The sequence below is a fragment of the Pseudomonas sp. 1L-E-NC-VB-C3 genome (assembly GCF_057291535.1).
This window is the reverse complement of the sequence record NZ_JBXAWD010000009.1, coordinates 1-13,719: the sequence shown is the minus strand read 5'-3', so window position 1 is coordinate 13,719 and position 13,719 is coordinate 1. Positions and strand designations below refer to the sequence as shown.

10 protein-coding genes are annotated in these 13,719 nt (G+C 60.9%); 6 read left to right on the top strand and 4 right to left on the bottom strand.

Annotation, left to right across the window (positions count from 1 at the left end; genetic code table 11):
- Positions 1-3: 3 nt before the first annotated feature.
- The 5 genes from AC0Z5Z_RS15760 to AC0Z5Z_RS15740 all read left to right on the top strand — a co-directional run bounded on the left by AC0Z5Z_RS15760 (position 4) and on the right by AC0Z5Z_RS15740 (position 7,798).
- On the top strand, positions 4-1,077 hold the full coding sequence (locus tag AC0Z5Z_RS15760) for a microcin C ABC transporter permease YejB (protein WP_476249225.1): 1,074 nt from the start codon (positions 4-6) through the stop codon (positions 1,075-1,077).
- Position 1,078: 1 nt separating this feature from the next.
- Positions 1,079-2,098: an ABC transporter permease gene (locus tag AC0Z5Z_RS15755; protein ID WP_016774153.1), complete on the top strand. Its 1,020-nt coding sequence runs from the start codon at positions 1,079-1,081 to the stop codon at positions 2,096-2,098.
- Between the two features lies 1 nt (position 2,099).
- Entirely contained in the window at positions 2,100-3,710 is a 1,611-nt protein-coding gene (locus tag AC0Z5Z_RS15750; RefSeq protein WP_476249224.1) for a dipeptide ABC transporter ATP-binding protein, read from the top strand.
- 19 nt (positions 3,711-3,729) lie between these two features.
- Positions 3,730-4,524, top strand: a complete 795-nt coding sequence (gene fabI / locus AC0Z5Z_RS15745; RefSeq protein WP_003202751.1) for an enoyl-ACP reductase FabI — start codon at positions 3,730-3,732, stop codon at positions 4,522-4,524.
- Between the two features lie 151 nt (positions 4,525-4,675).
- Complete coding sequence (locus AC0Z5Z_RS15740; protein WP_476249223.1) at positions 4,676-7,798, top strand: hypothetical protein; 3,123 nt, start codon at positions 4,676-4,678, stop codon at positions 7,796-7,798.
- A 268-nt stretch (positions 7,799-8,066) separates the two neighbouring features.
- Here the strand turns inward: AC0Z5Z_RS15740 and AC0Z5Z_RS15735 are convergent, their stop codons facing one another.
- From AC0Z5Z_RS15735 to AC0Z5Z_RS15720, 4 genes are read right to left on the bottom strand one after another with little or no spacing between them, the layout of a single operon-like run.
- Entirely contained in the window at positions 8,067-9,029 is a 963-nt protein-coding gene (locus AC0Z5Z_RS15735) for a sensor domain-containing diguanylate cyclase (protein ID WP_252883563.1), read from the bottom strand.
- Between the two features lie 54 nt (positions 9,030-9,083).
- Positions 9,084-9,662 (bottom strand): hypothetical protein, encoded by a 579-nt coding sequence (locus AC0Z5Z_RS15730; protein ID WP_016774149.1) that lies wholly within the window; start codon positions 9,660-9,662, stop codon positions 9,084-9,086.
- A 1-nt stretch (position 9,663) separates the two neighbouring features.
- Entirely contained in the window at positions 9,664-11,826 is a 2,163-nt protein-coding gene (locus AC0Z5Z_RS15725) for a xanthine dehydrogenase family protein molybdopterin-binding subunit (RefSeq protein ID WP_485611289.1), read from the bottom strand.
- Between the two features lie 22 nt (positions 11,827-11,848).
- Positions 11,849-12,304: a (2Fe-2S)-binding protein gene (locus AC0Z5Z_RS15720; RefSeq protein ID WP_041478642.1), complete on the bottom strand. Its 456-nt coding sequence runs from the start codon at positions 12,302-12,304 to the stop codon at positions 11,849-11,851.
- A 247-nt stretch (positions 12,305-12,551) separates the two neighbouring features.
- Between AC0Z5Z_RS15720 and AC0Z5Z_RS15715 the strand changes: the two genes are divergently transcribed.
- Positions 12,552-13,382, top strand: coding sequence for an alpha/beta fold hydrolase (locus tag AC0Z5Z_RS15715; RefSeq protein ID WP_236169531.1), 831 nt, complete (start codon positions 12,552-12,554; stop codon positions 13,380-13,382).
- Positions 13,383-13,719: the final 337 nt, after the last annotated feature.

The window sequence follows — 13,719 nt, the reverse complement described above, 5'->3', positions numbered from 1 at the left end:
CAGATGCTGGCGTATATCTTTCGGCGACTGCTGCTGATCATCCCGACCCTGTTCGGCATTCTGCTGATCAACTTCGTGATCATCCAGGCCGCGCCCGGCGGGCCGGTCGAGCAGATGATCGCCAAGCTCGAAGGCTTCGAAGGCGCCACCAGCCGGATTGCCGGCGGCGGTGCCGAAGTGGCGGTAGCCGGCTCGTCCTACCGTGGCGCGCAGGGGCTGGATCCGGCGCTGATCAAGGAAATCGAGCACATGTACGGGTTCGACAAATCGGCCCCGGAACGTCTGTGGATCTTGGTCAAGAACTATGCGCAGCTGGATTTCGGCGACAGTTTCTTCCGCGACGCCAAGGTCATCGACCTGATCAAGGAAAAGATGCCGGTGTCGATCTCGCTGGGGCTGTGGAGCACGCTGATCATGTATCTGGTGTCGATCCCGCTGGGCATCGCCAAGGCCACGCGGCACGGCAGCCACTTCGACGTCTGGACCAGTTCGGCGATCATCGTCGGCTATGCGATCCCGGCGTTTCTGTTTGCGATCCTGCTGATCGTGGTATTTGCCGGCGGCAGTTATCTGGACTGGTTCCCCCTGCGCGGGCTGACTTCGAACAACTTCGATGAGCTGAGCCTGGGCGGCAAGATCCTCGATTACTTCTGGCACCTGGCATTGCCGGTCACCGCGCTGGTGATCGGCAACTTCGCGACCATGACTCTGTTGACCAAGAACAGCTTTCTCGACGAGATCAACAAGCAGTATGTGGTCACCGCCAAGGCCAAAGGCCTGACTCGCCATCGCGTGCTCTACGGGCATGTATTCCGCAACGCCATGCTGCTGGTGATTGCCGGTTTCCCGTCGGCATTCATCGGTATCTTCTTCACCGGCTCGTTGCTGGTGGAAGTGATCTTCTCTCTCGATGGTCTCGGCCTGATGAGTTTCGAGGCGGCGATCAATCGCGATTACCCGGTGGTGTTCGGCACGCTGTTCATCTTCACCCTGCTCGGGCTGGTGGTGAAACTGATCGGCGATCTGACCTACACCTTTGTCGATCCGCGTATCGACTTCGCCAGCCGGGAGCATTGAGATGAACCTGTCCCCTCTCAACCGCCGGCGCTTCGAACTGTTCAAGGCCAACAAGCGTGGCTGGTGGTCGCTGTGGCTGTTTCTGATCCTGTTCGGCCTGAGCCTGGGCGCCGAGCTGATTGCCAACGACAAGCCGCTGGTCGTGCATTACGACAACAACTGGTATTTCCCGGCGATCAAGCGCTATCCGGAAACCGCGTTCGGCGGCGAATTCCCGCTGGAAGCCAACTACAAGAGTCCGTACATTCGCGAACTGCTCAAGGCCAAGGACGCGTGGATTCTGTGGGCGCCGATCCCCTACAGCTACCAGAGCATCAACTACGACCTGAAAGTCCCGGCCCCGGCGCCACCCTCGGCGGACAACCTGCTGGGCACCGACGATCAGGGCCGCGACGTGTTGGCGCGGGTGATCTACGGTTTCCGCATTTCCGTGTTGTTTGCGCTGACGCTGACCGTGCTGAGTTCGATCATCGGCGTGATTGCCGGGGCGCTACAGGGCTTTTATGGCGGCTGGGTCGATCTCGCCGGGCAGCGTTTTCTCGAGATCTGGTCGGGGCTGCCGGTGCTGTATCTGCTGATCATCCTTGCCAGTTTCGTCCAGCCGAATTTCTGGTGGTTGCTGGGCATCATGCTGCTGTTCTCGTGGATGAGCCTGGTCGATGTGGTGCGCGCCGAGTTCCTCCGTGGCCGCAATCTGGAATACGTGCGCGCCGCCCGCGCGCTGGGCATGCAGAACGGCGCGATCATGTTCCGCCACATCCTGCCCAACGCCATGGTCTCGACCATGACTTTCATGCCGTTCATCCTTACCGGCGCCATCGGCACCCTGACCGCGCTGGACTTCCTCGGCTTCGGCTTGCCGGCCGGCAGTCCGTCGCTGGGCGAACTGGTTGCCCAAGGCAAATCCAACCTGCAGGCGCCATGGCTGGGCATGAGCGCGTTTGCCGTACTGGCACTGATGTTGAGCCTGCTGGTGTTTATCGGCGAGTCCGCTCGCGATGCCTTCGACCCGAGGAAGTGAAATGAATCAGGACAATCTGATCGAAGTGCGCGACCTCGCCGTCGAATTCGGTTTCGGCGAGCGAGTACACCGTGTGGTCGAGGGCGTGAGCTTCGATATCAAGCGCGGCGAGACCCTGGCACTGGTCGGCGAATCGGGCTCGGGCAAATCGGTAACGGCGCATTCGATCCTGCGCCTGCTGCCCTACCCCATGGCGCGGCATCCGGCCGGCAGCATCAATTACGCCGGGCAGAACCTGCTGGATTTGAGCGAGAAGACCATCCGCCATATTCGTGGCAACCGCATCGCCATGATCTTTCAGGAGCCGATGACTTCGCTCAATCCGCTGCATTCGATCGAGAAGCAGATCAACGAAGTGCTCGGCATCCACAAGGGCCTGAGTGGCAAAGTGGCGACCAGGCGCACGCTGGAGCTGCTGGAAATGGTCGGCATTCCCGAGCCGCACAAGCGGCTCAAGGCGCTGCCCCATGAATTGTCCGGCGGCCAGCGGCAGCGGGTGATGATCGCCATGGCCCTGGCCAACGAGCCGGAATTGCTGATTGCCGACGAACCGACCACCGCGCTGGACGTGACCGTTCAGCTGAAAATCCTCGATTTGCTCAAGGATCTTCAGGCCCGATTGGGCATGTCGCTGCTACTGATCAGTCACGATTTGAACCTGGTGCGAAGAATTGCGCATCGCGTATGTGTCATGCAGCGCGGTTGCATCGTCGAACAGGCATCGTGCGCAGAGCTGTTCCGTTCGCCGCAGCATCCGTACACTCGGGAATTGCTCGGCGCGGAGCCCAGCGGCGGCCCGGCGAGCAATGAAATCGGCGCGCCGCTGCTCGAAGTCGAGGACCTCAAAGTCTGGTTCCCGATCAAGAAAGGCCTGCTCAAACGCACGGTGGATTACGTCAAGGCAGTGGACGGCATCAATTTCAGCCTGCCTCAGGGCCAGACCCTGGGGATCGTCGGCGAAAGCGGTTCCGGCAAATCCACCCTCGGTCTGGCGATTTTGCGGCTGATCGGCAGCAAAGGCGCGATCCGCTTTGAAGGCAAGCAGCTAGAATGCCTGACGCAGAACGAGATTCGCCCGCTGCGGCGGGAGATGCAGGTGGTGTTTCAGGACCCGTTCGGCAGCCTGAGCCCGCGCATGTGCGTCAACGACATCGTTGGCGAAGGCCTGCGGATACACAGAATGGGCACCGCAGCCGAACAGGAAGCGGCGATCATTGCGGCATTGAAGGAGGTAGGTCTGGATCCGGAAACCCGGCACCGCTACCCCCACGAATTTTCCGGTGGGCAACGGCAGCGAATCGCCATTGCCCGGGCCTTGGTGCTGAAACCGGCGCTGATCCTGCTGGACGAGCCGACTTCGGCGCTCGACCGGACGGTGCAGCGGCAAGTGGTGGAGCTGTTGCGTTCACTGCAAGCCAAGTACAACCTGACGTATTTGTTCATCAGCCATGACCTGGCTGTCGTCAAAGCGCTGAGCCACCAGCTGATGGTGGTCAAGCATGGCCAAGTGGTCGAACAGGGAGACGCGCAAAGTATCTTTGCCGCCCCCCAACATCCGTATACACAGCAGTTGCTGGAGGCCGCTTTTCTGGCACCAGCCACTGCGCAATAACCTGAAAGAGGAGCAACACATGGGTTTTCTCGCCGGTAAGCGCGTACTGATCGTCGGTGTCGCCAGCAAGCTGTCCATCGCATCCGGCATCGCTGCCGCCATGCATCGCGAGGGCGCTGAGCTTGCCTTCACTTATCAGAACGACAAACTCAAGGGTCGCGTCGAAGAATTCGCACAAGGCTGGGGTTCGAGCCCTGAGCTGTGCTTCCCGTGCGACGTGGCCAGCGATGAAGAAATCGCCAAGGTCTTCGAAGAGCTGAGCAAGAAGTGGGACGGCCTGGACTGCATCGTGCACTCCGTCGGCTTCGCCCCGGGCGACCAACTGGACGGCGACTTCACCGAAGCCACCACCCGTGAAGGTTTCCGCATTGCTCACGACATCAGCGCCTACAGCTTCGTGGCCCTGGCCAAGGCCGGTCGCGAAATGATGAAAGGCCGCAACGGCAGCCTGCTGACCCTGTCGTACCTGGGCGCCGAGCGCACCATGCCGAACTACAACGTGATGGGCATGGCCAAGGCTTCGCTGGAAGCCGGCGTCCGTTACCTGGCCGGTTCCCTCGGTCCGGACGGCACCCGCGTCAACTGCGTATCGGCTGGCCCGATCCGCACCCTGGCCGCATCCGGCATCAAGAACTTCCGCAAGATGCTGGCCGCCAACGAAGCGCAGACTCCGCTGCGCCGCAACGTCACCATCGAAGAGGTCGGCAACGCCGGCGCCTTCCTGTGCTCCGACCTGGCGTCGGGCATCAGCGGTGAAATCATGTACGTCGACGGCGGCTTCAACACCACCGCGATGGGCAACATCGAAGAGTGATCTTCCTGTAGCCAATAGAAAAACCCGCCGGATCCGGCGGGTTTTTTTATGCCTGCAGAAAAGCTCGTCCAACTACATATGTACCGCCAACCACCCTGCCCTGCCTTTGATACTCGGCGCTCGATGCTTATCAGCCGCCAGGGAGGCGCAGATGGACGACACACCGGTACACGAACAGACGCTGATTCACAATCTCATCGCAGAATTGACCGCCGTACCGGTGGTCAGCGCCGCCACACCGGCGCGCACGCTGGAGGTTCCCCGTGCATGCCGGCTGCGCGAATGGATGGAGCTTTACTGGAGCGCCCTCGAACGCCCTGAATTTCTCGATTGGGCCAGTGGCTTTAACATCGATCTGGATACCCTGCAGATCAAGGGCGATACCCTGCAAGCGCAGACACCCTCGAACGGCTCCAGCGATGTCCGCACGTTCACGCTGGAAGATGATTCGGGCTGGTGGCAGATGGCGCCGATGCTGCTGTCGATTTCCCAGCGTATCGATCCTGCGGGGCTGGGCCTGCCCTACATCGGCGGTAAATCCGCCAATCCGCTGTATCGGTTTCCACGGCAAGTGGTGCTGGCGTTCTACGGTTACCCGGAACCGCAAAACCAGATTCAGGCCCGAGTCATCCTCGCCGAGCTGAAGAAAACCGGGCTGGCGGCCATCGATGAAAACGGCCAGAGCACGTCGGCGCTAGTGAAGGAACGCAACGCGCAACTGGAAGACTTTCGGGCGATCGCCGATCGAATCGATGAAGTGTTGCTGGCGAGCGACCCTTTCGAGCAGCGAGGCTTTCTCGACACGCCGGTAACCCTCACTTCGGCCTCTGTTTCTGCACCCGCCAGAGGGCCGCGCCTCAAACTGGGCGAGCTTCTGGGCCGCTATGAGTTTGCGTTGCCGCAAGATGCCCGCGAAGCCAAGGCACTTGCGCAACGCCTGCGCCAGCAAAGCTGGCCGGCGCTGCCCTACGTCAGCGATTACGTGCAAAGCAACGACCCCATCCGCAGTTATCGTGAAGAATTTGGCGCTCTGGAAGATAACCGGCACATCGTGCGACGCCTTGAAGCGCTGAGCTGGAACAAAGCGCCCAAGGCCAAGATCGATTACGAGGAAATCAGCGAGCTCCATCCGGATTCCGCGCTGGCGGGACGGATGAAGTATGGCCAGCGTCAATTGCAGACACTCAGCGCCGATGAGGATTTTCAAGCCATCCTGCAGCAGCACGGACTGCCTGCCGACAGTCAATTGCTCGTCACCGAATCCGGTCATGTCGGTACTGCCAGCGTAAAGGGCTGGGTCACCCTGACGGCGCAGGTGGAAAAACAGGCTGATCTGAAACTCTTTCGCGACCAGCTCAAGGCCAAGGCAAGCAAAGCCGGCGGCGCCCTGCGCTCGAGCGGTAAAGTCACCCTTGGGCAAATGCTGCGCTTCTACAATCTGCTTTTGCCGAATACTGTCGAGCAAGCCCTCGCGCTGGTGAAATGGTTCAGGATCAATCTGCACACCCGCCCCGGGCATATGAATCACTGGTATCTGCTCGGCCAGCCGTGGACACAAACCGAACGGTTCACGGCGCAACAGCGTCAGAGCATCATCGACACCACACAGGCGTTTTTACCCGTAGACTCGCCGCCGTTGATCGACTACCTCAGTGAGGGTGTCGATACCGATCTGCCGCTCAAAACGCTCCAGGCAAAAGCCGACTACCTGATCAGCCGAATTCTGATCACACCGCGCGCGCAAACGCTGGGCAATCTGCTGGTGAAGATTCTGGGTGCTCCGGCGCAGGAGAAACGCCTGCTGGCCACCAACCGCGATCGCCTGTTGCTCGCTGCATTGATTCTCAGCCTGGAGCCGAACGCGGGTGAGGATTTGAACCGTATTGCCGTGCAACGTCTGGAGGGGCGTGATTTCTGGGGCGACAGCTATGACGAGGTACGCCGCTTCATTGATCGGCAGCCCGCTCTTGCATCGGTCAAAAACAAGACGTTGGCCACCCATCTGTTGTTGTCCGGTATAGCGCCGGAGTTTCTGACCCGGCATATTCCGCCATCACTCTGTTACATGAGCTGTTCGCGTTGGGTCAGGCTGAAGCAGGTCGTGCTGTATATCGAAAGCCAAATGCCGGGTGTGGCACGCCTGATGAGCTATGAGCAACTGAACCAACTGACCAAAGGCCCGGCCCCCACGCACTTCTACAAATTCCTGCGCGAGGATTCCTGTGCCTCACTGGTCGTTGACTGGGCGGTTGCCAGAGGGCTGATCCAGCGCAACGCCGAATTTCCGGTGACTGTTTATGACGCCACGACGCTGAAGCAGGCCGATGTCCTGTTCCGCAACCACAATCGCCTGTTGAACGATCTTTATCGGCGGGCGTTCCTCTCGGCACCGCCCACTCCCGTCACGGTTGCCCTGGCCGATCTGCGCAAGGTGTTCAGCGATTCCCCCTACCTCACGGAGAAGGCGCTGTTTGTTGCAGACGCCAACCCGAAGACCTCTTCAGCGCATTACTCGTTGAGCGAATTGCATGTCGCCGGCAAGCTGACAGGGAAGCTGGCGGGATGGCAATCGAGCAATGCACAGTTGCAACTGGCCCCCATGCTTGCCTCGTTGCCCAGACTGCACAATGTGGCGACCTACTTCCATGCGGCACTGAGCGCACGCCTGAGGCAAATGAAGGACGCACATATCGCATTTCTCAAGGAAGCGTTCTGTCGCTTGCCGTTCGCGCAGCGAATCGACATCGAAGACCACGAGCTGGAACTGCTCGCCCTGCGGCCAGTATCGGCAGCCACGGACAAGCTGGCTGACGCCAGCACTGCGCCATTCGGCATCTTGGCGCTGCTGCGTGGGAGTCCAGCCAGAGTCTTCGAGATTTTCACTGGCAGGAATGAAGTGGTGCTGCGTCGCGATATCGACCTTGCATTACTCAAACCATCGGGGGCAAATGATGCGGCGAAATCGCTGCCCGTCGACGCCGAAGCCTACAGGCACGGCTCCCAGCCTCGCTTGAATGCCACTTGTAACGCGTTCATTACTCGCCTCGATATTCAGGGCGCACCCCTGGCGCAACAGGAGCGCGCCGCCGTGCCCGATACCTTCGCCTCCAACACAGTCAACGCCATCGCCAGCACTGCCGTCAGGCATCTGTTCGATGCTTTCAAAGCGCAAGCCTTGCAAGACGCATTGCGCGTGCCCGAACTCGAGGATGCCGCTGCCAGTGACGAGAAATGGCTGGCGTTTTACCAGAAGCTGAGCCCGCCCAAGCGCTGAGCACTGGCGAATCCGGCGATAGATCGACTGACGCCTTCGCGAGCAGGCTCGCTCCCACATAGATGGTGCTGAACTGAAAAAATCCTCCGCGCCATCGAGACCTGTGGGAGCGAGCCTGCTCGCAAAGACATTCCATCAGCCAGCATCAAATTGCCTGACCCACCGCCATCGCGGGCAAGCCCGCTCCCACAGGAATTCAAGGTGAACTCACACCTCATTAACGTCACTGGACTCTGTGGGAGCTGGCTTGCCAGCGATGGGGCCGTTACTAACAGCCTTTCAGAGCTTGCTTGTGCGCATACATCGCGCCATCCGCATCGGCGAGCAGGCGATCAACGGTTTCGTGGCGTGTGGGGTCGTATTCGATCTGGCCGACGCTGAAACGAATCGCGTAACCACGGTGCAGCGTGGCGTTGCGCTCTTCGAGGATTTCCTTGAGCCGCGCCATGATCCGCGTGGTTTCAACGTGGCTCGAGCCGGTCAGCAACGCGACGAACTCATCACCGCCCAAGCGCCCCACCACATCGCTCTCGCGAAAGGCAATGCGCAACACATCGGCGAAGGTCTTCAGCGCACTGTCACCTTCGGCATGCCCGTACAGATCGTTGATCTGCTTGAAGTCGTTGAGATCGAAAAACAACAGCGTCGCCGGTCGGTTCAAACGTGCGCAGGCATCCAGCGCATGCTGGGCCAGTTGCTTGAAACCACGGCGATTGGACAGCAGCGTCAGTTCATCCATGCTTGCCATCTGCACCGCCGTCAGCTCTTGCTCGGCCATCTCCGCGAGGTCGCGCAACAAGGCTCGCTCTTCGTCGTCGAGATGGCGGGGTTTGGTATCGATCAGGCACAAGGTGCCCATTTTGTTACCGTCCGGTACGGTCAGCGGATAACCGGCGTAAAAGCGAATATTCGGTGCGCCGGTGACCAACGGGTTGTCATGAAAGCGCAAATCTTCCAGCGCATCGGGCACCAGCATCAGCTCGTTTTGCAAAATCGCATGGCCGCAGAACGAGACATCGCGGGACGTCTCGCTGACATCCAGACCCACACAGGACTTGAACCACTGGCGATCCTTGTCGACCAGCGTGACCAGGGCGATCGGCACGTTGAACAGGCGCTTGGCCAGGCGCGTCAGACGATCGAAACGCTCTTCAGGGGCCGAGTCGAGGTTGAGGCCATGCAGCGCGTCGATACGTGCAGCTTCATTGGCAGGTTTTCCGGGCACCAGCATGCGCACACTCCGTAGACAGTCATGCGTTCAGCGTAGCGCTTAATCGTCGGGGCATCACATTTGCGCCACCGGACACGGCCCGCCGGCATCGGCCCAGAGTTTGAATTGCGCGACGAAGATATCGTGCGGCACTGGCACCGGTGCGCGCCCTGCCCCGGGATTCCAGCCCCAGAGCACCAGTTTGTCTTCGCTGACGTGTTTTAACAGCGCGGCAAAATCCCGATCGCCGTTGCTCGCGCGGTCCTTGATCATCGCGCAGAGCTTGTCCGAGGGCAGGCCGATCCAGGCCATTTTGTGTGCCGCTGGCGGCAGGCTCCAGTGCGGCGCACCCGGCGGCGCATGGGGGCCATAACTGGCCGGCGGATTGCTTTCAGCGTGACAGGTGGCGCAGGGCAAACCGGCGGCGCCCTTGCCATCCATGCCGCGCACTACATTCATCGCGTGAGGGATGCCAGCGTCGAACTGCAACGGCGAATCGCCGGGAATGTGGCAGTTCTGGCAGCGCGGGCTCTGAAAGACTTTCTGCACCGTGCCAAAGGCTTTCAGAGCTTCCTGATCCTCGGCAAACAGGTCCGAGGCATAGCCACCAAGACCGAGCAACACGACGGTGCCCAACACAAGATGTCGTTTCATCTCAGACCCCCGACAGTTGCAGTGGCAGTTCGCGCAGGCGTTGCCCGGTCAAGGCGAACACGGCGTTGGCCACGGCCGGCGCGGTCGGTGGCACGCCGGGTTCGCCAATGCCGCCGGGTTTTTCGCTGCTGGGGACGATGTGCACTTCCACCACCGGCATTTCGTTGAGCCGCAGCACCTGATAATCGTGATAGTTGGACTGCACGACGCCGCCGTCCTTGACGGTGAGCTTGCTGTGCAACGCCATGCCGAGACCGAAGGTGATGCACGATTCCATCTGCGCGGCGATGCTCTGCGGATTCACTGCAATGCCGCAGTCCACCGCGCAGACCACCCGATGCACGCGGATCGCCAGATTGTCCTGCGACACCTCGGCAACCTGCGCCACATAGCTGCCGAACGACTCGTGCACCGCCACGCCCAGAGCATGCCCGTCCGGCAACGGCGCGCCCCAGTTGGCCTTCTCCACCGCCAGATTGAGCACGCCGAGGTGGCGCGGGTGCGCCTTGAGCAGCGTTCGTCGGTACTCCACCGGATCCTTGCCCGCCGCCGTCGCCAGTTCATCGATCAGCGATTCCATGACAAAACCCGTGTGGGTATGGCCCACCGAACGCAGCCACAACACATTGATGCCAGTCTGCGGCGAATGCAGCTCGACCTGATGATGAGGCAGATCCTTGATGTACGGACTGTCGGCCACGCCCTCGACCGAGGTGGCATCGATGCCGTTCTTGACCATCGCTGCCTCGAGCATCGTCCCGGCCATGATCGACTGGCCGACCAGCACATGCTGCCAGCTCATCGGCAAACCATCAGCGCCCAGCCCGACCTGCGCCTTGTGCAGGTACATCGAACGATAGTAGCCGCCGCGAATGTCATCTTCGCGCGCCCACACGGTTTTCACCGGCAGGTCCGCCGCTTTCGCCACTTGCACCGCTTCGGCGACGAAGTCCGAAGTCGGATTGGCACGGCGACCGAAGCCACCGCCGAGAAATTCCGTGTGAATTTCGACCTGTTCGGGCTTGAGCCCGGTGATCTTGCTGGCGACCATTTGGTCCAGCGTCTGAAATTGCGTGCCGGTCCAGATCTCGCATTTTCCGGCGCTGATTTTCACCGTGCAATTGAGCGGTTCCATCGGCGCGTGGGCCAGATACGGCACGCTGTATTCGACCTCGATTTTTTTCGCGGCTTTGCCGAAATTGGCCTTGGCATCTCCAGCCTGCGTGGCCGAGGTGCCCGGCGTCGCCGCCAGTTTGCGGAAACTCTCCAGCAGCTTTTCACTGCTCATGTCGGCCAACGGCCCAAGGTCCCAATCGACCTTCAGCGCATCACGGCCCAGCTTCGCCGCCCAGAAATGCTCGGCCACCACCGCTACGCCGCTGGGCACCTGCACAACCTTGTGTACGCCGGGAATGGCCAGCGCTGCGGCGCCTTCGAAGGATTTCACCGTGGCACCGAACACCGGGGCGCGGGCGACCATCGCGGTCATCAGGCCTTCAAACTGCACGTCCATGCCGAACTTGGCGCGGCCGGTGATCTTCTCCGGGGTATCGAGGCGCTTGGTCGGTTTGCCGATGACTTTCCAGTCCTTGGCTTCCTTGAAAGTGATGGTTTTCTGGTCCGGCACCGGCAGTTGCCCGGCGGCATCGGCCAGTTCGCCGTAGGTCGCGCGTTGGTCCCCGGCGATGACCACGCCGGACTCCGTGCGAATCGTCGACGGGGCGACGTCGAAGCGTTTCGCCGCCGCTTCCACCAGCATCTGCCGCGCCGTCGCCCCGGCGAGTCGATAGCGGTCGAATTCCATCCAGGTCGACGTCGAGCCACCGGTGATCTGCATGCCGCCAAATGCCGGCAACCCGTAATCCGCCGCCGAGGCTGGCGAGTGCTCGACGCGGATTTTCGACCAGTCGGCGTCCAGTTCTTCGGCGATCAGCATGGTCAGGCCGGTCCAGATGCCCTGGCCCATTTCCGAATGACCGAGCAGCACGGTGACGCTGTTGTCCGCCGCGATGCGCAGAAACGCGTTGGGTGCGAAGGTCTTGTTCTGATTTTCTGCCGCCCGGGCAAAGCGGTTGGCCCCGGGCACCACAAACGCCACCATCAGGCCGCCGCTTAACAGTGCGCTGCCCTTGAGAAACCCGCGACGCGATACAGGACTGTTCATCGTTCCTCTCCCAGAGAATGACTCAGCCGATTTCGGCGGCGCGTTTGACCGCAGCGCGAATGCGCGGATAGGTGCCGCAGCGGCAGATATTGCCGGAGAGCGCCTGATCGATATCGCTGTCGGTGGGCTTGGGAATTTTCGCCAGCAATGCGGCGGCGGACATGATCTGCCCGGACTGGCAATAACCGCACTGCACCACGTCCAGCTCGGCCCAGGCCTGCTGCACCGGGTGCGAGCCATCGGTGGACAAGCCCTCGATGGTGAGGATTTTCTGCCCATGGGCGACGGCAGTCGCCGGGGTAATGCAGGAGCGTAATGGCGCGCCGTCGACGTGCACGGTGCAGGCGCCGCACTGGGCCATGCCGCAACCGAACTTGGTCCCGGTCAGGTGCGCGATATCGCGCAGAACCCAGAGCAGCGGCATGTCGGCGGGGACATCGAGCTCTTGGTCCTTGCCATTGATATTCAGGGTCAGCATCGGGTGATTTCCTCAGACTCACGTATTGCAAAGGGGCGTCGCTGTGGTCGCAAAAACCTACGGACGCCCGCGCTTATCCCTTTCAGCAAAGCCTAATTTGCGCAGCAAGCCACACGTTGTGACCAGCGGTCATGCAGACCCCGGCTTTGCTCCTACAGTTGATAACGGCTCGCACTGAGTCGTCGTATCTCTGCGCAACCGGTCCGCGAACCTCGCGGTTGTCCATCACAGGTCAGGAGTAACGAATATGGGCTTTGTCACCACTCGAGACGGCGTCGACATCTTCTACAAGGACTGGGGGCCGCGCGACGCGCCGGTGATCCACTTCCACCACGGCTGGCCGCTCAGCTCGGATGACTGGGACGCGCAGATGCTGTTTTTCCTGGCACAGGGCTTTCGGGTGATTGCTCATGATCGACGCGGGCATGGCCGCTCGAGCCAGGTCTGGGACGGCCACGACATGGATCACTACGCCGACGATGTGCTGGCAGTGGTTAATCATCTGGGTACGCGCGACGTTGTCCACGTCGGCCATTCCACCGGCGGCGGCGAAGTGATCCATTACATCGCCCGGCATGGTCAGGACAAGGTCAGCAAAGCGGTGTTGATCAGCGCCGTACCACCGCTGATGGTGCAGACCGAAAGCAACCCGGGCGGTTTGCCGAAATCGGTGTTCGATGGCTTTCAGGCGCAGTTGGCGGCGAATCGCGCGCAGTTCTATCGCGATGTGCCGAGCGGACCTTTCTACGGCTACAACCGCCCGGGCGCCGAGTCGGCGGAAGGGATCATCGCCAACTGGTGGCGCCAGGGCATGATCGGCGGGGCCAAGGCGCATTACGACGGCATCGTCGCGTTCTCGCAGACTGACTTCACCGAAGACCTGAAAAAAGTCACCGTGCCGGTGTTGGTGATGCACGGCGAGGATGACCAGATCGTACCTTACGCCAACTCCGCACCGTTATCGGCGAAACTGCTGCCCAACGGCACACTTAAGTCGTACCCGGGATTTCCGCATGGCATGCCGACGACGCAGGCTGAAACCATCAATGCTGATTTGTTGGCGTTTATTCGCGGTTAACCGCCTCAATCAGGCTTACTGCAATTGGCAAACACTGATCCCCTGTGGGAGCGGGCTTGCCCGCGAGGCGTCTCTCCAGTCCAATTATCTGCGAATGACACTCCGCTTTCGCGAGCAGGCTCGCTCCCACAGTTGGGATTGGGTATATCCGTCAGAGACTGGTCGGCTGGAAGGCCGCCATCGCTGGCAAGCCAGCTCCCACAGTTGGAATTGGGTATATCCGCCAGAGACTGGTCGGCTATAAGGCCGCCATCGCTGGCAAGCCAGCTCCCACAGTTGGAATTGGGTATATCCGCCAGAGACTGGTCGGCTATAAGGCCGCCATCGCTGGCAAGCC